Origin of the sequence: Pseudomonas extremorientalis, from assembly GCF_001870465.1 — a bacterium.
Lineage (GTDB): Bacteria > Pseudomonadota > Gammaproteobacteria > Pseudomonadales > Pseudomonadaceae > Aquipseudomonas > Aquipseudomonas extremorientalis.
The window spans coordinates 345,032-364,285 of record NZ_MDGK01000058.1 but is presented as its reverse complement, the minus strand read 5'-3'; the positions used below and the strand labels follow the sequence as shown (position 1 = coordinate 364,285).

At 62.8% G+C, this 19,254-nt stretch carries 20 protein-coding genes; 12 read left to right on the top strand and 8 right to left on the bottom strand.

Annotated elements, in window-relative coordinates; translation table 11 throughout:
• Window positions 1-79 precede the first annotated feature (79 nt).
• Together BFN10_RS25455 and BFN10_RS25450 are read left to right on the top strand one after the other, a co-directional pair.
• On the top strand, window positions 80-937 hold the full coding sequence (locus BFN10_RS25455; RefSeq protein ID WP_071492013.1) for a LysR substrate-binding domain-containing protein: 858 nt from the start codon (window positions 80-82) through the stop codon (window positions 935-937).
• 100 nt (window positions 938-1,037) lie between these two features.
• The gene (locus BFN10_RS25450) at window positions 1,038-1,745 is read left to right on the top strand and encodes a YebC/PmpR family DNA-binding transcriptional regulator (RefSeq protein WP_058423896.1); all 708 of its coding nucleotides are present in this window, start codon (window positions 1,038-1,040) and stop codon (window positions 1,743-1,745) included.
• Window positions 1,746-1,788: 43 nt separating this feature from the next.
• On the opposite strand, the gene BFN10_RS25445 is transcribed toward BFN10_RS25450, so the two are convergent.
• Both BFN10_RS25445 and zapE read right to left on the bottom strand, forming a co-directional pair.
• Window positions 1,789-3,090, bottom strand: a complete 1,302-nt coding sequence (locus tag BFN10_RS25445) for a protein kinase (RefSeq protein WP_071492046.1) — start codon at window positions 3,088-3,090, stop codon at window positions 1,789-1,791.
• A gap of 39 nt (window positions 3,091-3,129) precedes the next feature.
• Window positions 3,130-4,224, bottom strand: coding sequence for a cell division protein ZapE (zapE, locus tag BFN10_RS25440; protein ID WP_071492012.1), 1,095 nt, complete (start codon window positions 4,222-4,224; stop codon window positions 3,130-3,132).
• A gap of 215 nt (window positions 4,225-4,439) precedes the next feature.
• Between zapE and BFN10_RS25435 the strand changes: the two genes are divergently transcribed.
• The 7 genes from BFN10_RS25435 (at window position 4,440) to BFN10_RS25405 (ending at window position 10,739) form a co-directional block, all read left to right on the top strand.
• Window positions 4,440-4,937 carry a Csu type fimbrial protein gene (locus tag BFN10_RS25435; protein ID WP_423213190.1) on the top strand — a complete coding sequence of 166 codons (498 nt, stop codon included), beginning with the start codon at window positions 4,440-4,442 and terminating at the stop codon, window positions 4,935-4,937.
• Window positions 4,931-5,473, top strand: a complete 543-nt coding sequence (locus tag BFN10_RS25430) for a Csu type fimbrial protein (protein WP_071492010.1) — start codon at window positions 4,931-4,933, stop codon at window positions 5,471-5,473. Before BFN10_RS25435 ends, BFN10_RS25430 begins: the two co-directional genes overlap by 7 nt.
• Window positions 5,474-5,491: 18 nt before the next feature.
• Window positions 5,492-6,034, top strand: coding sequence for a Csu type fimbrial protein (locus BFN10_RS25425; protein WP_034107216.1), 543 nt, complete (start codon window positions 5,492-5,494; stop codon window positions 6,032-6,034).
• Window positions 6,035-6,036: 2 nt separating this feature from the next.
• Window positions 6,037-6,525, top strand: a complete 489-nt coding sequence (locus tag BFN10_RS25420) for a Csu type fimbrial protein (RefSeq protein ID WP_071492009.1) — start codon at window positions 6,037-6,039, stop codon at window positions 6,523-6,525.
• Between the two features lie 25 nt (window positions 6,526-6,550).
• Window positions 6,551-7,339 (top strand): fimbrial biogenesis chaperone, encoded by a 789-nt coding sequence (locus tag BFN10_RS25415; protein WP_071492008.1) that lies wholly within the window; start codon window positions 6,551-6,553, stop codon window positions 7,337-7,339.
• 71 nt (window positions 7,340-7,410) lie between these two features.
• Window positions 7,411-9,768: a fimbria/pilus outer membrane usher protein gene (locus tag BFN10_RS25410; RefSeq protein WP_071492045.1), complete on the top strand. Its 2,358-nt coding sequence runs from the start codon at window positions 7,411-7,413 to the stop codon at window positions 9,766-9,768.
• Window positions 9,765-10,739: a Csu type fimbrial protein gene (locus BFN10_RS25405; RefSeq protein ID WP_071492007.1), complete on the top strand. Its 975-nt coding sequence runs from the start codon at window positions 9,765-9,767 to the stop codon at window positions 10,737-10,739. Before BFN10_RS25410 ends, BFN10_RS25405 begins: the two co-directional genes overlap by 4 nt.
• Here BFN10_RS25405 and BFN10_RS25400 read toward each other — a convergent pair.
• Together BFN10_RS25400 and BFN10_RS25395 are read right to left on the bottom strand one after the other, a co-directional pair.
• Window positions 10,736-11,473 (bottom strand): anti-sigma factor family protein, encoded by a 738-nt coding sequence (locus BFN10_RS25400; RefSeq protein ID WP_071492006.1) that lies wholly within the window; start codon window positions 11,471-11,473, stop codon window positions 10,736-10,738. The two genes, BFN10_RS25405 and BFN10_RS25400, sit on opposite strands and share 4 nt — an antisense overlap.
• Window positions 11,470-11,976, bottom strand: coding sequence for a sigma-70 family RNA polymerase sigma factor (locus BFN10_RS25395; protein ID WP_071492005.1), 507 nt, complete (start codon window positions 11,974-11,976; stop codon window positions 11,470-11,472). Before BFN10_RS25395 ends, BFN10_RS25400 begins: the two co-directional genes overlap by 4 nt.
• A 167-nt stretch (window positions 11,977-12,143) precedes the next feature.
• Between BFN10_RS25395 and BFN10_RS25390 the strand changes: the two genes are divergently transcribed.
• Window positions 12,144-13,226: a catalase family peroxidase gene (locus BFN10_RS25390; RefSeq protein ID WP_071492004.1), complete on the top strand. Its 1,083-nt coding sequence runs from the start codon at window positions 12,144-12,146 to the stop codon at window positions 13,224-13,226.
• The gene (locus BFN10_RS25385) at window positions 13,223-13,762 is read left to right on the top strand and encodes a cytochrome b (protein ID WP_071492003.1); all 540 of its coding nucleotides are present in this window, start codon (window positions 13,223-13,225) and stop codon (window positions 13,760-13,762) included. The genes BFN10_RS25390 and BFN10_RS25385 overlap by 4 nt, the downstream gene beginning before the upstream one ends.
• An 18-nt stretch (window positions 13,763-13,780) precedes the next feature.
• Here the strand turns inward: BFN10_RS25385 and BFN10_RS25380 are convergent, their stop codons facing one another.
• A complete protein-coding gene (locus BFN10_RS25380) occupies window positions 13,781-14,932 on the bottom strand; it encodes a M14 family metallopeptidase (protein ID WP_071492002.1) in 1,152 nt (383 codons plus the stop codon).
• A 466-nt stretch (window positions 14,933-15,398) separates the two neighbouring features.
• Window positions 15,399-15,749: a DUF6124 family protein gene (locus BFN10_RS25375; RefSeq protein WP_071492001.1), complete on the bottom strand. Its 351-nt coding sequence runs from the start codon at window positions 15,747-15,749 to the stop codon at window positions 15,399-15,401.
• A 132-nt stretch (window positions 15,750-15,881) separates the two neighbouring features.
• Between BFN10_RS25375 and BFN10_RS25370 the strand changes: the two genes are divergently transcribed.
• Window positions 15,882-16,514 carry a LexA family protein gene (locus tag BFN10_RS25370; RefSeq protein WP_071492000.1) on the top strand — a complete coding sequence of 211 codons (633 nt, stop codon included), beginning with the start codon at window positions 15,882-15,884 and terminating at the stop codon, window positions 16,512-16,514.
• Here BFN10_RS25370 and BFN10_RS25365 read toward each other — a convergent pair.
• Both BFN10_RS25365 and BFN10_RS25360 read right to left on the bottom strand, forming a co-directional pair.
• Window positions 16,511-18,436 carry an acetyl/propionyl/methylcrotonyl-CoA carboxylase subunit alpha gene (locus BFN10_RS25365; protein WP_071491999.1) on the bottom strand — a complete coding sequence of 642 codons (1,926 nt, stop codon included), beginning with the start codon at window positions 18,434-18,436 and terminating at the stop codon, window positions 16,511-16,513. The two genes, BFN10_RS25370 and BFN10_RS25365, sit on opposite strands and share 4 nt — an antisense overlap.
• Window positions 18,433-19,239 (bottom strand): gamma-carboxygeranoyl-CoA hydratase, encoded by an 807-nt coding sequence (locus tag BFN10_RS25360; protein WP_071491998.1) that lies wholly within the window; start codon window positions 19,237-19,239, stop codon window positions 18,433-18,435. The genes BFN10_RS25365 and BFN10_RS25360 overlap by 4 nt, the downstream gene beginning before the upstream one ends.
• Between the last annotated feature and the right edge of the window lie 15 nt (window positions 19,240-19,254).

Here is a 19,254-nt window from a genome sequence, read left to right as displayed (position 1 = left end):
ACGGCGCCTAAATTGCAGTTTGGCTTGTCATCAATCAAATTGTTTGTTGTTATGCGAGCTATCAGTGAGGCCGATAACTATGAACCTGTTCCAACTGCGTGCATTCGATGCCGTGGCCCGCGAGGGCAGTTTTACCCGTGCGGCGGCGCGGCTGTTCATCAGCCAGCCGGCGGTGACCGGGCATATCAAGGCCCTGGAGGAGCACTACCAGATCGCGTTGTTGCGCCGCACCGCCAGGCGGGTGGAACTGACCGAGGAAGGCACGCGGCTGGCGGCCATCACCCGGGCGATCTTCGGCCTGGTGGACGAAGCGCAGACCCTGCTGGAGGCCAATCGCCAATTGCTCACCGGACGCCTGGAAGTGGCGGCGGACGGTCCGCACCTGGTGATGCCGATGATCGCCAGCCTGCGTGCACGCTACCCGGGCATCACCGTGAACCTGCGCCTGGGCAATGCTCAGGAAACCCTGGCGGCGCTGTTGTCCGAGCATGCGGACGTGGCGGTGCTGACCGAGGTCGAGCCGCGCAATGGCCTGCACCTGCAGCCTTTGGCCGAATCGCGGATCTGCGCGCTGGTGCCGGTGGCGCATCCGTGGGCGAGGCAATCCGAGGGCGTTCACCTGGAGCAACTGCATGAGGTCATCATGGTGCTGCGCGAACCCGGCTCCATCACCCGGCGCACGTTTGACGGTGCTTGCCTGGCTGCCGGTGTACAGCCCAAGGTGTTGCTGGAGCTGGACAGTCGCGAGGCGGTGACCGAAGCCGTGGCTGCCGAATTGGGGGTTGGGGTGGTGTCGTCGATGGAAGTCAGCCCCGACCCGCGCGTGCGCGCCGTGCCGATCCAGGGCGACGGCCTGGTGAACCGGCACCTGCTCGGTTGCATGGAACGGCGCAGCGCATTGCGCCTGATCCAGGCGTTTTTCGAGTTGGCGCCCTGACGGTTTTTTGGTGGAACGATGTGTTTTTGCGCTATAAACTCTGCCCCCAAAGCGCCGGCCAGTAGACGTTTGGGCGCGATGGACATAAAGAGAGTGAGTCATGGGCGCACAGTGGAAAGTCAAACATAAAGAAGCGGCAGCCAATGCCAAGGGCAAGATCTTCGGCAAGCTGGTGAAAGAAATCACCATTGCCGCCCGCAATGGCGCCGACACCGCAACCAACGCGCACCTGCGTCTGGTGGTGGAACAGGCGAAAAAAGCCTCGATGCCCAAGGAAACCCTGGACCGCGCCATCAAGAAAGGCGCCGGTCTGCTCGGCGAAACCGTGCAATACCATCGCGTGACCTACGAAGGGTTCGCCCCGCACCAGGTGCCGCTGATCGTCGAATGCGTAACCGATAACATCAACCGCACCGTGGCGGAAATCCGCGTGGCCTTCCGCAAGGGCCAGCTCGGCGCTTCCGGTTCCGTGGCCTGGGACTTCAACCACGTCGGCCTGATCGAAGCCTCGCCGGACAGCCCGGACGCCGATCCGGAAATGGCCGCAATCGAAGCCGGCGCCCAGGATTTCGAAGCAGGTGAAGAAGAGGGCACCACCCTGTTCATCACCGAGACCACCGACCTCGACGCCGTGCAGAAAGCCTTGCCGGAGCAGGGTTTTACCGTGTTGTCGGCCAAGCTCGGCTACCTCTCGAAGAACCCGGTGAGCGGTTTGAGCGATGAGCAGATGGCGGAAGTCGAAGCCTTCCTCGAAGGCCTGGACAACCACGATGACGTGCAGGATATGTTCGTCGGCCTGGCCGGCTGATCCCTCACAATGCGGGAGGGGACTTGCCACCTCCCACATCGGATCAGCGGAGTTGGATTGATTCCAGGAGCGCTTCGATCTCTTCGAATCCAGGCCGTGCCAGTACCTCGTGCTGACAGCAGTTTTTCTGCAGCTCGACTAAGTCGCTGCTCACCTGCTCCTCAACCCGCTCCAACAATTCCCCCAGCAAAATCCCGAACGCCCGCACTTCAATACGCTGCAACGCCCTGGTTTCCAAGGTATTCGCCTTGGCATGGAACGACGCCGCGCCAAAGTCCCCGAGCAGGCAGTCACCTGCTTCATTCCACAGAATATTGTGGCCATACAGGTCGCCATGGGTGATGCCGTGCCGGTGCAGATGCGCCGCTACCGAGGCGATACCACGGGCCATACGCAACGCCACCTCAAGGCTGAAACGGGTGTCCGCTGCGTAGATATCCCGGGTGCACGACGCCAGGCTCGGCAGGGCCGCGAGGTTGCGGTAGCTCGGGTCGATCAGGTCCATCACCAGGGCGGCCTGGTCATCGGGGTGGCCGACCACGCGGCCTTCGACCTTGATCAGGTTGGGGTGCAGCCCGGCGGCGATACAGGCCTGCATTTCGTGCAGCGGCGAACCGTCGCTGGTGATGCTGCCCTTGTAAAGCTTAACGGCGACGGGCTTTCCTGACGGCGCCCAGAGCGCCTTGCGGATCACCCCGGAAGCGCCTTCGCCCAGCACTTCGGCCAGTTCCAGTTCGGACCAGGGAACCTCCGGTGTGGTGTCTTCATCCGCCAGCGTCACCGCCATTTCCACCGGGTTACCGGCGTAGGCCAGCCAGGTCAGGCTCGGCAGCGTCAACAGCCACTCTGGCAGGCGCGTGAACCGGTTGGCGGCGATGCGCAGCAGTTCGAGGTTGTGGCAGTTGGCCAGGCTGTGCGGCAGGTGCGCCAGCTGGTTGCCGGCCAGCATCAGTTTTTGCAGCAATGGCCGTTCGCCCAATGCCTCGGGCAGCGCGCTGATGCGGTTATCGGTCAGGATCAGCCAGCGCAGCAGAGGCGGCAACGCTGCGGCGGGCACGTGGCTGATCTGGTTGGCCTTGAAGCCGATCATGCTCAGGTTGGCGCATTGACCGAGGCAAGCCGGCAGCTCGGTGAACCGGTTGTCCGAGCAGAACAGCACGCGCAGGTGCGGCAGGCGGTGCAGGTCGTCGGGCAGGCTGCTCAGGGCATTGCCGCTGAGGTTGAGGATTTCCAGGGAGTCGGCCAGCTCGAAGATTTCCCGGGGGAACTCGGTCAGCCCGCAGGACAGGTCAAGGCGCGTGATGCCGGCCAATTGGCCGGCCTTGAGTTGGGCGAGGGTATTCATGAACGGCGCGGTCACTCGGCAAAAAGGCGTGGAAGGCGCTCATGATAGCGGGTCGGACGCGGGTTGCGGGGCGGCCTGCTGCAATTGTCCGAGACGGCTGGCGGTGCGGGCGAGGTCGATGGCCTGGCCGCTCAGGGCAATCTCGAGCGGCAATTCGCCGATCAATACCAGATGCTTGTCGCGGTCGTAGAGCACATCCACCAGGTTGATAAAGCGCTGTTGCACGGCAATCGGGCAGTTCGCCAGTTGAGGCAGGCCGTCGATGATCCAGTGGTCGTAGTCCTGGCACAGCAGCAGGTAGTCCATCACCGCCGTCAGTTGTTCGCACAGGTCGTTGAAGGTGAAGGCAATGCTGCGCCCTTCATGGCGGCGGCACATCAAGGTCCGATGGCCCACGCCCAGGGGGCGCGGCGGGCTGTCTGCAGCGGGCAGGTCGAGCGCCGAGCGCTGATCCGGGGTGCCCGGCCACATGTATTGACCGCAGGTAAACCGTTGCGCACTCTGGGCCTGGGGCAGGCTGCGAAAATCCTCGGGTGAGCTGACTTCCAGCACCTCCATGCGCGCGGCGATCAGGTCGATCACCGGCTTGAAGCGCTCATGGTACAGGGGGTTGGGCAGCAACCCTTGCGGTGCATAGTTGGACGTCACCAGCACCAGTACACCGCGCTCGAAGAGGGCCTTGAACAGCCGCGTGATCAGCATGGCATCGCCGATATCATGGACGTGGAATTCGTCGAAACACAGCACCCGGCAGCCTGCCAACTGTTCATCGAGCGTCACGGCCAGGGCATCGTCCTGCGCACGGTGCGTGAACATGCCGAGATGCAGTTGGGCGAAAAAATCATGGAAGTGAACGCGCTGCTTCTCGGCGATCGGCAACGCCTGGAAGAACCCGTCCAGCAGCCAGCTTTTGCCGCGACCCACGGGGCCGTGGAGGTACAGGCTGCGGGCGGGCTGGCCGGCGAGCAGTTGTTGGGTTTCCCGGGCCATTGCGGCAATTGCGCGGGTTTGACCGGTGCTCAGGGTGTAACCCTGTTGCTCGGCCTTTTGCTGAAAAAACGCGGGAATGGGCGAAGCGTCAAGGGGCCCGGGCTTTTGGCCGAGCAGGCGACGGATCAGGGAAAGCGCGGCCAATGCAAGTCACTCTGTATTTCGATGGTCGCTCACTTTAGGGCGCTCGCTGCGTTTTGACCAATAGAGAAGGGCGCTGCCAGCTATCTCGAAAAAGCATCTCACGCCGGTAATCCTGTCCAGACTGGCAGTTTCTCGCTGAGTGACTAACCTCCTACACAGCAGTCACCCCTGTACAAGGATCTGGGGCAGTGAAGGGACGAGCAGTATTGGCAGTCATGGGCACAATGCTCTGCAACACGGCTTACGGTGCGCAGCTCCAGGTGGAGGTGCGTATCGACGTGCAGCGGGGCTGCCAGTTGGTGGGCACCACCCGCAGCGCTGGCATCGAGCAACTGGGCATACTGGATTTCGGCAGCGGCTCGCGTCTGGATGACCCGGCCGGGCCACTGAGTGCGGCGCTGATCAGCCAGCGCCAGCCGCGCCTGGAGTGCAACCCCGACACGCCGTACCAGGTCCGCGTCGATGGCGGCCTGCATGGTGGCACCGGCGAAGTGCGCTACCTCAGCGCCACCTCATCGACCAAACCCATTCCCTATCGCATCTATGCCGACGCGGCGCGGCGCGTGCCGTTGCTGGTAGATGTGCCGCTCAGCGGCCGGGTGCCGGACACAGGCTTCGTCGACCTGCCGCTCTATGGTCGCATCGAGCCGCTCAAGGACATCCCCGCCGTCGGCCGCTACACCGACCTGCTCAAGGTCACGGTGACATGGTAAGCCGTTGCCTGGCCCTGGTGGCCATGGGCGGCCTGCTGGTGCTGGCAGAGGACGTGCAGGCGGCTGTCTCCAGCGGGTTTATCCAGGCGCGGCTGGTGATCACCGCCAGTTGCGAAGTGAGCAAAAGCGTGGAGAGCGCGCCGGTCAACCCCACGGGCGGCACGGCGATGCTCGACTTCGGCAGTCAGGGCCCGACCTGGAACAACCCGTTGGGTGCCGGCGTCACCGCTGGCGACAAGGCGCCCCTGGCGGTGTCGTGCAACCCCTCGGTCTCGAGCTTCACCGTGACCATCGACGGCGGCACCAACGGCGATGGCACCACCCGGCGCCTGAGCAATGGGCGCCAGATGATTCCTTATCGGCTGTCCGCCGACCCGCAGGGGCACAGCGCCTATAGCATCGGGCAACAACGCAATTTTGTCGTGGCCAAGGGCACCCAGATACCGATCCCGGTGTTTGGCTCCGTGGTGGCAAATACCAGTGCCTTACCGGCAGGGATCTACACCGACACGTTGACGGTGACACTGGACTGGTAACTCAAGAGGATGAAAACCATGCATGTACTTGTTTCGCGATTAGGTGTTTGCGCACTGGGCCTGGCGATGGCCTCCAGCCTCAACGCGGCGACCACGGTGACCGGGCAGATCACCTCCAGCCTGATATTGATCGCCAGTTGCCAGGTCAACGGTTCGGGCGCGGCTACCGGATTGAACTTCGGTAGCTTGAATTTCGGCACCACCAATAGCCTGTTCACCAACGCCGATGCCCAGTTGCTGGGCGGTACTGGCACCGGTGGCGCGTTGTCGATCCTGTGTTCCAGCGGCACTACGCCAGCGGTCAAGGTACGCGCCGGTGCACATGACGGCGCGTCCCCCGGGGGCAGCCGTGCATTGGCCGACGGTGCGGGCAACTTCGTGCCCTACGATTTCTACACCGACAGTGGGCACTCCGCGCTGCTGGCGATTGACGGTGTGATCACCCTCGCCACCAGTACAGGCGTGGCGCAAACCGTCAACCTCTACGGCAGGGCGGTGGGCAAGGCGGGGCTGCCGGCGGGCACCTATACCGACACCGTGGCCGTGGAACTGACGTTCTAGCAATGTGGCTCAGAGCCTTGCTGGCCTGCGGGCTGGCGGTACCGCTGCCGTTGTCGGCGGTGACGAGCCAGAGTTTCCAGGTGAGCGCGACCATCATCCCGGGCTGCCTGATCGTGGGCGGCAGCTCCAATTATGGTGCGCTGACCTATGGCAGTCATTCGGCCCTGGCCACCAGCACGGTCACGGCGGCGCTGACGGGGGGCGTGACGTTGCAATGCACACCGGGCGTGACGCTGAGCATGAGCGTCGACGGCGGGCAGCACAGCAGCACCGGGCGAAATCTGCAGCTCAATAGCGGTAGCGCGCGGGTGGCTTACCAGTTGTTTCGGGATGCGGCGTTCAGTCAGGGCCTGGGGATCGACCAGAGCGTCAACGTGGCCTACAGCGATGCGAACAATATCAGCCTGCCGATCTACGGGCGGCTGCAATTGCCGGGCAATCAGCCTGGGGGGACATACAGCGACACGCTGCAGGTGCAGCTGACGTGGTAAGGCTATCGGTATAAGGAGTGGGGTTATGCGTTCACCATCCCGGCGGTTGTGGGCCGCGGGTATTGCCTTGAGTGCGGTGTGCACGGCGGGGCTTGTGCAGGCGGCCAGCTCGGTGCTGATCTGGCCCATCGACCCGGTGCTGGAGGCCGATCAACAGGCTAGCGCGCTGTGGCTGGAAAACCGTGGGACCGAAACCGCGAGCCTGCAGATTCGTGTGTTTGCCTGGAGCCAGAGTGGTTTCGAAGAGCAATACCAGAACCAGCGTGATGTGATCGGCAGCCCGCCCGTAGCGCGGATCGAGCCGGGGCAGAAACAATTGGTACGCCTGACCCGCACCCGTGAAGTACCACCGGGGCAAGAGTTGGCCTACCGCATCATCATCGATGAAATCCCTTCACCCCTGCAGGTGCCCACGCCGCCGGAAGGCAAGAACACCGCAGCGGCGATCCGCTTTCAGATGCGTTATTCGGTGCCGCTGTTCGCCTACGGCGCGGGCCTGTGGAACAAGGAGGACAGCACGCGCCAGCGTGATCCCAAGGGCGCCGGCAAGCCGGATCTGAGCTGGCACAAGGTCACGGTAGCAGGGCGCGACTACATCGAAGTGCGCAACCAGGGTGCCGTGCATGCGCGCCTTACCGATGCCGCATTCAAGCAGGGTGGGCAGACACGGCCCTTGGTGGATGGCCTGTTGGGCTACGTGTTGCCGGGCGCCAGCATGCGTTGGCCGGTGCCGCCAGCGCTGTCGGCCGACCAGCCGCTGCAGGTCAGGGTCAACGGCGCATCCCAGTTGGAGAGCCTCGCGCCGCAGCGGTAACAAGCCTGTAACGGGGCAGGAACGCCCCGGGATTTAAACGGATGGAGATGTCCATTGAAGGACACAACGCCATGGTGAGTCGTGGTCTGGCTCGCAGTCTATGGCTGTCGGTGGTGGGCGGACTGGGCGGCGCAGTGGTTGCGCTTCCGGGCGTGGCTGGCGACCTGCCACCGCCCCCGAGCAGTATGGAGGCTGTCGCCGATGCACAGTTGTTTCTGGAGCTGGTGGTCAATCAGATGGACACCGGCCGCGTTATCGCGGTCGATCAACGGGCCGGGCAACTCTATGTGCCGGTCAGCGCGCTGCAGGACGTGGGCATGAAGCTGCCCGGCGAATTGAGCGGCAGCGTGGCGCTGGACAAGATCCCCGGCCTGCACAGCGATTACGACAGCAACGGCCAGCGCCTGCTGCTGGATGTGCCGCCGTCGTGGCTGAAGGAACAATTTATCGGCAACCGCGACACTTACCCGCGCACCCAGGCAATGAGCAGCTTTGGCGCCTTGCTCAACTATGACCTGTATTTCAACGACACTGACGAAGGCGGCAGCTACCTCGCCGCCTGGAACGAAGTGCGGCTGTTCGACAACTGGGGCACCTTGTCCAATACCGGCCAGTACCGCCAGACCTTGGCTGATGGTGTCAGCAGCAGTACGTTCAACAACGGCTACCGGCGCTATGACACTACCTGGCGCTTCTCCGATGATGAGCGGCTGCTGACCTACGAAGCCGGTGACGTGATCAGCGGCGCCTTGCCCTGGAGCAGTTCGGTGCGCCTCGGCGGTGTGCAGTTCTCGCGGGACTTCGCGGTGCGTCCGGACCTGGTGACTTACCCCCTGCCGCAATTTGCCGGTGAGGCCGCGGTGCCGTCGTCGGTGGACCTGTTTATCAATGGCTACAAATCCGATAGCGCGCAGTTGCAACCGGGGCCGTACACCCTGACCAACGTGCCGTTTATCAACGGAGCGGGCGAAGCGGTGGTGGTGACGACTGACGCCCTGGGTCGCCAGGTGTCGACCACCGTGCCGTTCTATGTGACCAGCACGCTGTTGCAAAAAGGCCTGACGGATTTTTCGGTGGCTGCCGGCACCTTGCGCCGAGAGTACACCCTCAAGGACTTCGCCTACGGCCCTGGCGTGGCGAGCGGTACCTTTCGTTATGGTTATTCCGACAATTTGACCCTGGAGAGCCATGCCGAAGCCTCCACTGACCTGACCCTCGGCGGCCTGGGCGGTAACCTGCGGCTGGGCAATCTCGGCGTACTCAATGCCGCCGTCAGCCAAAGTCGATTCGAAGGGCGTAGCGGCCAGCAACTGAGCCTGGGGTATCAGTACAACAGCACGCGCTATAGCCTGTCCTATCAGCGGGTGGAACGACACGACGAGTACGCCGACCTGACCCTGGTCGACACCGCTTACGCCAGCCTCAGCAAGCGCAGCGAGCAGGTGACGCTGAGCCTCAACCTTGAACGTTTTGGCAGCCTGGGCATGGGGTATTTCGACGTGCAGGCGGCGGACGATTCGCGCACGCGGCTGCTCAACCTGAGCTGGAGCAAGCCGCTATGGCGCAATACCAGTTTCTACCTGTCGGCCAACCGCGAGATCGGCGACAGCAATTGGGCGATGCAGGCGCAGTGGGTGATTCCGTTCGACCTCAACGGCAGCCTGGCCTTGAGCACCGAGCGCAGCAAGGACGGCGCCAGTCGCCAGCGCCTCAATTACAGCAGCGCAGTGCCCAGCGAGGGTGGGGTGGGCTACAACCTCGGTTATGCCCAGGGCGATGGTGCGGCGTACCGGCAGGCCGACCTGACCTGGCGCTTGCAGTCTGTGCAATTGCAGGCCGGCGTGTACGGCAGCAGCGATGCCCAGACGCGCTGGGCGGATGCCAGTGGCTCGCTGGTGTGGATGGGTGGCGATACCTTCGCTGCCAACCGTATCAATGATGCCTTTGTGGTGGTGAGTACCCAGGGCTTCGCCGGTATCCCGGTGCGCTACGAGAACCAGCTGGTGGGCGAAACCGACCGTAATGGGCATCTCCTGGTGCCATGGAGCAGCGCGTACTACCGCGCCAAATACGAAATCGATCCGCTGAACCTGCCGCTCAATGTGCAAAGCCCGAATGTGGAGCAGCGTGTATCGGTGCGCCGTGGCAGCGGCTACCTACTGGAGTTTCCATTGCGCCGAGTGCTCGCGGCGAGCGTTACCCTGGTGGACACCCGGCATCAGGAATTGCCCTTGGGCAGCCTGGTGGTGCACGAGCAAAGCAACCAGCAGGCAGTGGTCGGCTGGGACGGCCTGGTGTACCTGGAAAACCTCTCGGCGCATAACACCTTGCAGGTCACGCTGGGTGAAGGGCGTACGTGCCAGGCGCGATTCGAGGTCAACGAGCAGGAACAAGGCGTGCCGCTGATCGGGCCGTTGGTGTGCCAATGAGACGCGTGGGCTGGCTGTGGCTCCTCGGGATGGTGTGCTCGGGGCAGGCAATGGCGCTGTGTTCGACAGTGGCGACGGCTCCGGTGAGTTTTGGCTCGGTGAGTTCGATCAACGTACGCACCGCGACGCAAAACAGCTCGACCCTCAATGGCGGTTTGAGCTGCACCGCTTCACTGATCGCACTCGGCACCGGTGACCACTTCTATGCCACGATCACCTCAACCACCAGCGGCATGGTCGGCCCCACGGGGGATGTGATCGGTTATACGATTTATGGCAACAACACCACCACGTTCCCTATTACACGAGGGCTCCAGTTCGATTTCGGTCCCAATGGCATTGCGACAAGCGCGGGTCTTTTGACGGGGCCGGGCAGCAAGAACCTGCCGCTTTACGTGGGCAGTATTACCGGGACCAATGTGGCGGCCGGGGTGTATACCGAAGTCCTCAGCGTTGCATGGACCTGGGATTATTGCATTGGCCTGGGGGTGGGCAACTTATGCGTATTGCGGGACAAAAACCTGACTCCCCAAGTCAAGCTCCTGACCGTGAGCATGACCGTCACCAATGACTGCCAGATCACCGCGCCCAATATCAGTTTTGGCAGTGCGCCCGTCATCAGCGGGTTCACTGCCGTGACCGGCCAGACCATCAGTATTTCCTGCACCAAGGGCAGCGCCTACAGCGTGGGCCTGAGCGACGGCCAGAACGCCGTCAGTGTGGGCGGGCGGCGGCGCATGATCTCCGGCACCCACTACCTGGCCTACGACATCTTCAAAAGCGCCGGCACCACGCGCTGGGGCAGCGTGGGCGCGGCGCGGCGCGACAGTTCTACCGCCGAGGTCAACCCCGGCAACGGCCTGGGTATCGGCAGCCAGGTGTTCAACTACAACGCCAGGATCTACACCGATCAAACCACACCGCCCGCCGGCACCTACCTCGACAACGTGGTACTCGACGTGGGCTTCTAGAACTTCAGCATCGTCGGGGTGGGCTGATCCGCCGGGCTGACCACCGCATAGTTGTAGCCGGCACCGGACCAGTACTGGGCCTGCAAACCATCGGCGCTGCGGCTGCCACGGGGCAGAAAGCCGTTTTCCGGGCCTGGCGGGCGGATGTAGAAGCTGATGCGCCGCCCTTGCGGGTCTTCGTACAGCACCATGGCGGCGGCGCCTTGCTCGGTGGCGAGCAGGCGCCCGCTGACCGGCGTGAAGCCCGACGCGCTCAGGTCAGGCAGGCGGTGGGCCTGGTTGAAGTAGCGGTCGAGCCAGGCCTGCATCGTGCCGCCGCCCTGGCCCTTGTAGTCCGCCGGCATGATGCCGTCCTGGGCAAACAAGCGGAACGCCTGCATCGCGTCGGCCATGGGCAGTTGGGCCGGCTGGCTGACTTCACGGGCGTGCCAGCCACCGATACCGCCGAGGCTGACAGCGATCAGCAGCACGGCTGCCGTAGCCAAGTGGCGGCGTGATTGACGCTTGATGCGCTGGCGGATCAACGCCGGGTCCAGGTCCGGGTTGGCCGGCTGCTGCAGGGCACCGCCCAACGCGGCACGCAGCAACTGCGCGTCGTGCTGCCAGGCATGGACCTGGGCTGCGACATCCGGGTGGGCTGCCAGATAGGTTTCAAGTACACGGCGATCACTCTCCAGCAGTTGGTGATCGACGTAGGCATGCAAATCGCGTTCGCTGGGGGGCAGGCTGATCATTTGAGTATCCGCAGGGAAGGGCTGGCAATTTCGCCATCACTGAGTTGACGCAGGGCCTGGCGCGCACGGGACAAGCGTGACATCACCGTGCCGAGGGGCACATCGAGGATCTCGGCGACATCCTTGTAGCTCAAGCCTTCGACCGACACCCACAGCAGCAGGGCGCGCTGCTCGGTGTTGAGCTGATCGAAGGCTTGCAGGGTCGACTGGGCGATCACCGTGCGTTCGACCGACGGCTGCGCATCGTCACGCCCGGTAAAGAATTCCAGCATGCGCGCATAGCGCCGGGTGCGACGGTGGGCATCGAGGAACTGGCGGTAGAGGATCGAGAACAACCAGGCACGCAAGTCGCTTTCGACACGTTTATCGGCCCAACGGATGATCGCCCGCTCCAGGGTCGACTGCACCAGGTCGTCGGCGCTGCTGGCGTTACGGGTCAGGGACACGGCAAAGCGCCGCAGCCTGGGGATGAGTTCACGTAACTGTTCGTCGAGTTCATGCATGGGAATCTGGCTGGTCACTACGCTGGGATTAGAGAGACGTGCGCCGTTGAGGGTTATTCCCCGTGCTTGAAAATAAATCCAGGGCCAGGGAATAGAGCCGATCGGCGTTCGTCTTAATGCTCCGACCTTATGTTCACCCCTAAGGCCTTTGGCCCCGGAGTTCCTTCATGGTAGATCACTCATCACCGCCTCGTCCCCCGTTGAGCACCGCGAGCCTGATCGCGCGCCTGGCGGGTATCAGTGCCGTGGTTGCGGTTGTGGCGGGGGCCTTTGCCTACGTCAACGGCACCCTCGACCCACAGCGCCTGCGTCCTAAAACCCTGGTCAACGCGCTGGAAACCAACAATGGCGTGCACCCGGGCTTTCGGCGTAACCATGCCAAAGGCATCTGCGTCGCCGGGTATTTCGAGAGCACGCCCGAAGCTCGCACCTATTCCAGTGCCCAAGTGTTCAGCGAGGCCAAGACCCCCGTGATCGGCCGCTTTGCCTTGCCCAGCGGCAACCCTTACGCGCCCGACAGCAGTGTGCCGATCCGCAGTTTTGCGGTGCAGTTCTCCCAGGCCAACGGCCAGCAATGGCGCACCGGTATGAACAGCATGCCAGTGTTCCCGGTGGGCACGCCCGAGGCGTTCTATCAGTTGCTCCAGGCCGGCGCACCGGAGCCCGCCACTGGCAAGCCGAACCCGGCGAGCATGCCGGCGTTTTTCGCCGCCCACCCCGAGACCGCGCCGTTCCTGGCGTGGGTCAAGACTGCCAAGCCTTCGGCCAGCTATGCGACCGAAACCTATAACGGTATCAACGCGTTTTACCTGGTGGGCGCCGATGGCAAGCGCCAGGCCGTGCGTTGGGGCGTGGTGCCGCAGAGTCAGGATGCGCCGGGCGATACCGCGCCAGCCGGAAGTGATTACCTGGAACAAGACCTGGTGCAACGCTTGGCCGCCGGGCCGCTGCGCTGGCAGTTGAACATGACCCTGGCCAACCCGGGTGACCCAGTGGACGATGCGAGCAAGGCCTGGACTGGCGAGCATAAAGTCATCAATGCCGGCACGCTGGTGTTGCAAAGCAGCCAGCCGCAAGCGGACGGTGATTGCCGCGACATCAATTTCGACCCGCTGATTCTGCCCAGTGGCATCGAAGCGTCCAATGACCCGTTGCTGGCGGCACGCTCGGCGGCGTATGCCAGTTCCTACCTGCGCCGCGCCGGTGAAGTCGGCCCGTTGCACAGCGCCCCTCAGGAGTCGAAGCCATGAATGCCCAACCACGGTTTTTTGCCCCGCTGGCGCGCCTGCTGCACTGGCTGATGGCGCTGATGATCATCGCCATGCTGTTTATCGGCGCGGGCCTGGCGGCTTCAGTGTCGGAACGGCATGAGTGGTTGATCCACCTGCACAAGCCGCTGGGGATCGCCATTCTGGCGCTGGTGATCGTGCGCCTGGCGGTACGGTTCTCCACGCGCCAACCGCCGCTGCCCGTCGACCTGCCGTTGTGGCAAGTGTTGGCGGCCAAGGTGTCCCATGTGGTGCTGTATGCCTTGATGCTGGTATTGCCGCTGCTGGGCTGGGCGATGATTTCGGCGGCAGGCGATCCGGTGATGCTCAGCAGTTCGGTGCAGCTGCCGGCGCTGGTGGGCGCGAACGCGCCATTGTTCGCGGTGCTGCGCAAGGCCCATGGTTATCTGGCCTACCTGCTGTTCCTGACGGTGCTGTTGCACCTGGCGGCGGCGTTGTTCCATGGGCTGATCCGCCGCGATGGCGTGTTGCAGAGCATGACCGGCACCAAGGAGTGATGCCGGCGGGAGAGGGCGTCAGCGCAGCGCGGTGACGATATCGGCCACCGTGCTCAGCACGTCCTTGCCCAATTGCCTGGAGCGCTCGCCTGACCAGCCGGTCCTCGGGTTGGGCGCGTCGTCGTTGTCCTTGAAGGGCATTTCCAGGGTCAGCGACAGGCAGTCGTATTTCTGGCCGACCGCGTTGCACGCCAGGGTCATGTTGGCTTCGCCCGGCAGGTCGCGGGTGTAGCCGTGGGTGGTCTGGAAGTCGCGGGTCAGGGCGCTCAAGTGGCTGCGAAAGTGTTTTTCCAATGCCTCGATGCGTGGGGTGTAGCCGGGGTTGCCTTCGCAGCCAGCGGTGAAGACGTAGGGGATTTCCTCGTCGCCATGGATATCGAGAAACAGGTCGACGCCGTACTTTTCCATTTGTTGCTGGACGAACAACACTTCCGGGCTGCTCTCCTGGCTGGCGCTCTGCCAGGCACGATTGAGGTCCTGGCCCATGGCGTTGGTGCGCAGGTGACCGTGGAAGGCTCCGTCCGGGTTCATGTTTGGCACCAGGTACAGGTCGGCGATCTTCAGCAGTTTTTTCAGCTCGGCGTCACCGTCCTGTTGCAGGCGTTCGATGATGCCCTCCATGAACCATTCGGCCATGTGCTCACCGGGATGCTGTTGGGCGATGATCCATATCTTGCGCCGACCTTCGCCGCCCTTGCCGCGACGCAGTAGCTGGATGTCACGGCCTTCGGCACTTTTGCCGGTGGCCAGCAAGCAGGTATTGGCGCGACTCAGGGCCTGCTCGATCAGCCAGTCGTGGCGTTCGCGGCTATAGGGTTCGAAATAGGCGAACCAGGCGTGCTTCTCGCGGGTTTCCAAACTGATATGCAGGATTTCCCCGTCGAAGCGCGAAGGCACCCGGAACCAATTGATGTGGTCATAGGAGGCCACGGCGTTGTAGCCACTCCATGCGTGTGGGTAGGACGATTTACCCGCGTTGCTCAGGCGAAAGGTGTGGGTATGGCCCACGTGCATGCCTTCGGCCTTGAAGTGGAACCATTGGTAATGTTGGCTGCGCGTGTCGGGTTTGATTGCCAGCAGTAACTGATAGGCGTCGTGGGCATCCAGTACCTGGATATTGCCACTGTCGAAGTCGGTGCTGATCCTGATGGAGGTCAAGGCCACGGTCATAGTCTGGTTGCCTGAATATGAGTGTTGTGGCGGCTATCTTACACAGGAGTCTGGTAAAGACTGGACGCAAAATTGTTGCGAAGGGGTAGGGGGCGTCTTCCTTGACGCCGCAGCAGCTTAGGATCTATGAGATTGATTCTCAAGCGCTATTTCGAAAAGATGGGGGCCAGAGCGGTAGACTGGCTTTCTTTTGGCGATAGTCTTTTGCTACCATGCGCGCCATCAAGCAACACACAGTCTTCATTAGCCTGAAGCCATGCCAGGGAAACTGGCAGAAAAAAGACCCGGCCAAAGAGCCGGGTCAAAAACCGTGATTAGCCTGATGAGGAGATATTCCAAGAGTCCGACCTAAGGTCCCTTGGTCTATCGACTGATCTCGCGATCAGCTGGGTCCAATAATAATCATTATCATTTGCAAGTCAAATGTTTTTATCCGTGAGATAGAAATATTTTTTCTTTGCGCCTGTCATCCGTTCGCTTGAGCCTCCGGCGCCTGCAACGACCGCTCCACCATCGCCTTCGCCATATCGATCAAATACACCACCGAAAACGCCAGGTCACGATGAGTGCCGCGATGGCTGCTCGCGGACTCATAGGCCGTGGCCGCTGCGCTGCGCAACAGGTCCGAGGCGTGCACCAGGGCTTCCTCCGGGCTGATGCCTGGCTTGATGGCAAACAGGGCATCGTCAGGGCCTTGTGCCGACATATCTTCTTTCAAGTAAAAGTCCAATGCGCGCTTGGCGGCGCCGCTGCTGCGCAGGTCGTGCAGCTCGGTGTCTTCGGGGATTTCAGGCAGCAGATACGGGCTTGTCGTCATAGGGGGCGGTACTCTGGGGTGGGTGTCGAAAACCTTATGCCCGATGATAGTACGTATCGTATTTATGTCGTTTTATGGATTACTACAAACTGTTTATTGCCCTGGAAACTGCGTGACGTATTGTCAGCGCCCATGGATAACTGGATCGCGTTGGTCAAGGCCAACATGGAAGACCGCAAGGTCACGCAAGGTGAACTGGCTGAGCGCCTGGGCATGTCCCAGGGCGGCGTCGGCCATTGGCTCAACAAGCGCCGTGCGCCGAGCCTGGTGGACATGAATCGGGTGCTGGCGGCGCTGGGGCTGGGCTATCTGGAAGTCGCGCTGGATATTCGCGAGCGGGTCGATGAGCCGCCTGCGGAGAAAAACTACAACCCGTATTTCCGTTATCCGGTCAGCGATTGGAATGGGTTGTGCGAAGTGCGTGAGCCGCGTACACCTTACGGCGCTGCCCGCTTCGAGCTGACGGATTACCATGCCCGGGGCGAAGCCTTCTGGCTGCCGGTCACCGGCGACGCCATGACCGCACCCAGTGGCCTGAGCATCAGTGCGGGCATGATGATCCTGGTGGACCCGGCCATTGCCGCCGAGCCCGGTAAATTAGTGGTGGCCCAGTGGGTCGGGAGCCCCCGGGCGACCTTTCGCCAGTTGCTGGAGGAGAGCGGCCAGCGTTACCTGGTGCCGCTCAATCCCACCTACCCGAAGCAGTTGCTGACCGACGATTGCCGCCTCCTGGGCGTCGTCGTACAGGCCACGGCAAAATTTTAACCAGCCGTTTCAAGCTCCACCAAAGTGCAACCTTCGGCAACCATTTCGCCTTCCTGGCAGAACAGTGCCTTGACCACCCCGGCCTGGGGCGCGCGGATGCTGTGTTCCATTTTCATGGCTTCCAGCACCACCAGTTGCGTGCCGGCTTCCACCGGTTGGCCCACCTCTACCAGCACCCGTACGATGCTCCCATTCATCGGGGCTGTCAGCCCACCCTGATGGGATTGGTTGGCCTCGACTGCAGCAATCGGATCGAACAGCGATACGCCGCGCATCTCGCCGTCCCAACGCAGATACACCGTGTGTCCATGGCGTACCGCCAGATGGCTGCGACGCAGGCCCTGTTGTTCGATCAGCAACTGTTCGCCACGCAACTGTGGCGCCTGGGCGGCCTGCGTCACCAGTCGGTCCTGGCCATTGCAACTCAAATGCAGTGACACCTCGGCAGGCAGCCCAGCGCGAAAGCCGCGTTTATCTGCCCAGGGTCCATCCGATGGTGGCAGGCTCTGCATGAATGCCGCGGCGGCTGCCTGCCAGAATTCATCACCCAGTTCACCGGCCTCGGGCAACAACTCATCCTGATAGCGCGGAATGAACCCGGTATCCAGTTCCGCATCCGCAAACGCCGGATGCCCGATAATGCGCCGCAGAAAACCCAGGTTGGTCTTGAGCCCGCCGATGGCAAACTCATCCAGCATGCCCAACAACCGCAACCGCGCCTGTTCACGGTCCTCGCCCCAGGCAATCAGCTTGCCGAGCATGGGGTCATAGAACGGCGAGATGTTGTCGCCTTGCTCGACACCGCTGTCCACACGGCGCCCTGGGCCGGGTGCGGATTCGCGATACAGCGCCAGGTGCCCGGTGGCAGGCAGGAAGTCATTGGTCGGGTCCTCGGCATACAGCCGCACTTCGATCGCATGGCCGACCAGCGGCACCTGTTCCTGGGTGATCGGCAGCGCCTCGCCCTGGGCGACACGAATCTGCCAGGCCACCAGATCCAGGCCGGTAATCGCTTCGGTGACGGGGTGCTCCACCTGCAGTCGCGTGTTCATCTCCATGAAGAAGAAATCGCCACGCGCGTCGAGCAAAAACTCCACAGTGCCGGCACCGACATAACCGATGGCCTGAGCCGCACGCACAGCCGCCTCGCCCATGGCCTTGCGTTGTTCAACACTCAACCCCGGTGCCGGCGCTTCCTCGACGACTTTTTGATGGCGACGCTGAATCGAGCAGTCCCGCTCATTGAGGTACAGGCAATGCCCGTGTTGATCGGCGAACACCTGGATCTCCACATGACGTGGCTTGAGCAGGTATTTCTCCACCAGCATTTGCCCATTGCCGAAAGACGACAGCGCTTCTCGCTGGGCCGAAGCGAGCGCCTCGGCCAACTGGCTGACGTGCTCGACCACCTTCATGCCCTTGCCGCCGCCACCGGCCGTGGCCTTGAGCAGTACCGGGTAGCCAATGCGCTCGCAGGCGGCGCGGAAGGTGTCCAGGTCCTGGGCGTCGCCGTGATAGCCCGGCACCAGGGGCACGCCTGCGGTTTTCATCAGCGCCTTGGCGGCCGACTTGCTGCCCATGGCATCGATGGCGGAGGCGGGCGGCCCGAGGAAGATCAACCCGGCGGCTTCAATTGCACGGGCAAACCCGGCGTTCTCCGACAGAAAACCATACCCCGGATGGATCGCCTGGGCGCCGCTGCACTGGGCGGCGGCGATCAGCTTGTCGATTTGCAGGTAGCTGTCGGTAGCCTTGCTGCCGCCCAGGTCGACGCGGATATCCGCCTCACGGCTGTGCCGTGCATCGCGGTCGATGGCGCTGTGCACCGCCACGGTGGTCAGGCCCATGGCCTTGGCGGTGCGCATCACGCGGCAGGCAATCTCGCCACGGTTGGCCACCAGCAGGGTTGTCAATGTACTCATGAACGCGGCTCCTGGGGCTGCCAGCTCGGTGGACGTTTTTGCAGGAACGCGCGCAAGCCTTCCTGGCCCTCGGCGCTGACCCGGATGCGCGCAATGGCGTTTTCGCAATAGCGGCGCAGCGCTGGGGTGAGAGCACCGTTGCCCACTTCGCGCAACAGGTCTTTGCTGGCGCGCATGGCAGCCGGGCTGTTGTGCAGCAGGTTGGCGATCCACTGTTCGACCTGATGGTCCAGCTCGCCGATCGGATAGCTTTCCGCCAGTAAGCCGATGTCGCGTGCGCGCTGGCCGCCAAAGCGTTCGGCGGTCAGGGCATAGCGCCGTGCTGCGCGTTCGCCGATGGCTTGCACCACGAACGGGCTGATCACCGCCGGCGCCAGGCCGATACGCACTTCCGACAGGCAGAACTGCGCATCATCGGCGCCAATCGCCATGTCGCAGCAACTGATCAAGCCTAGTGCGCCCCCGTAGGCTGCGCCTTGCACCACCGCCAGGGTCGGGATTTTCATTTTGGCCAGGTTGTACATCAGCTCCGCGAGTTCGCGGGCATCGTCCAGGTTGGTGTGGTAATCCAACTCGGCCGACTGCTGCATCCAGGCCAGGTCGGCGCCGGCGCTGAAGTGCTTGCCGCGCCCGCGCAGGACCAGGAAGCGCAGGGACGGATCGCCTTGTACCCGATCGAGGGCGATGATCAGTTCGCGGATCATCTCGGCGTTGAACGCGTTGTTCTTGGCTTCACGACTGAGCCACAGCGTGGCAAAGCCACGGGCATCGGTGATCAGTTCGAGGGTGTTGAAATCGCTCATGGGGTACAGCTCCAT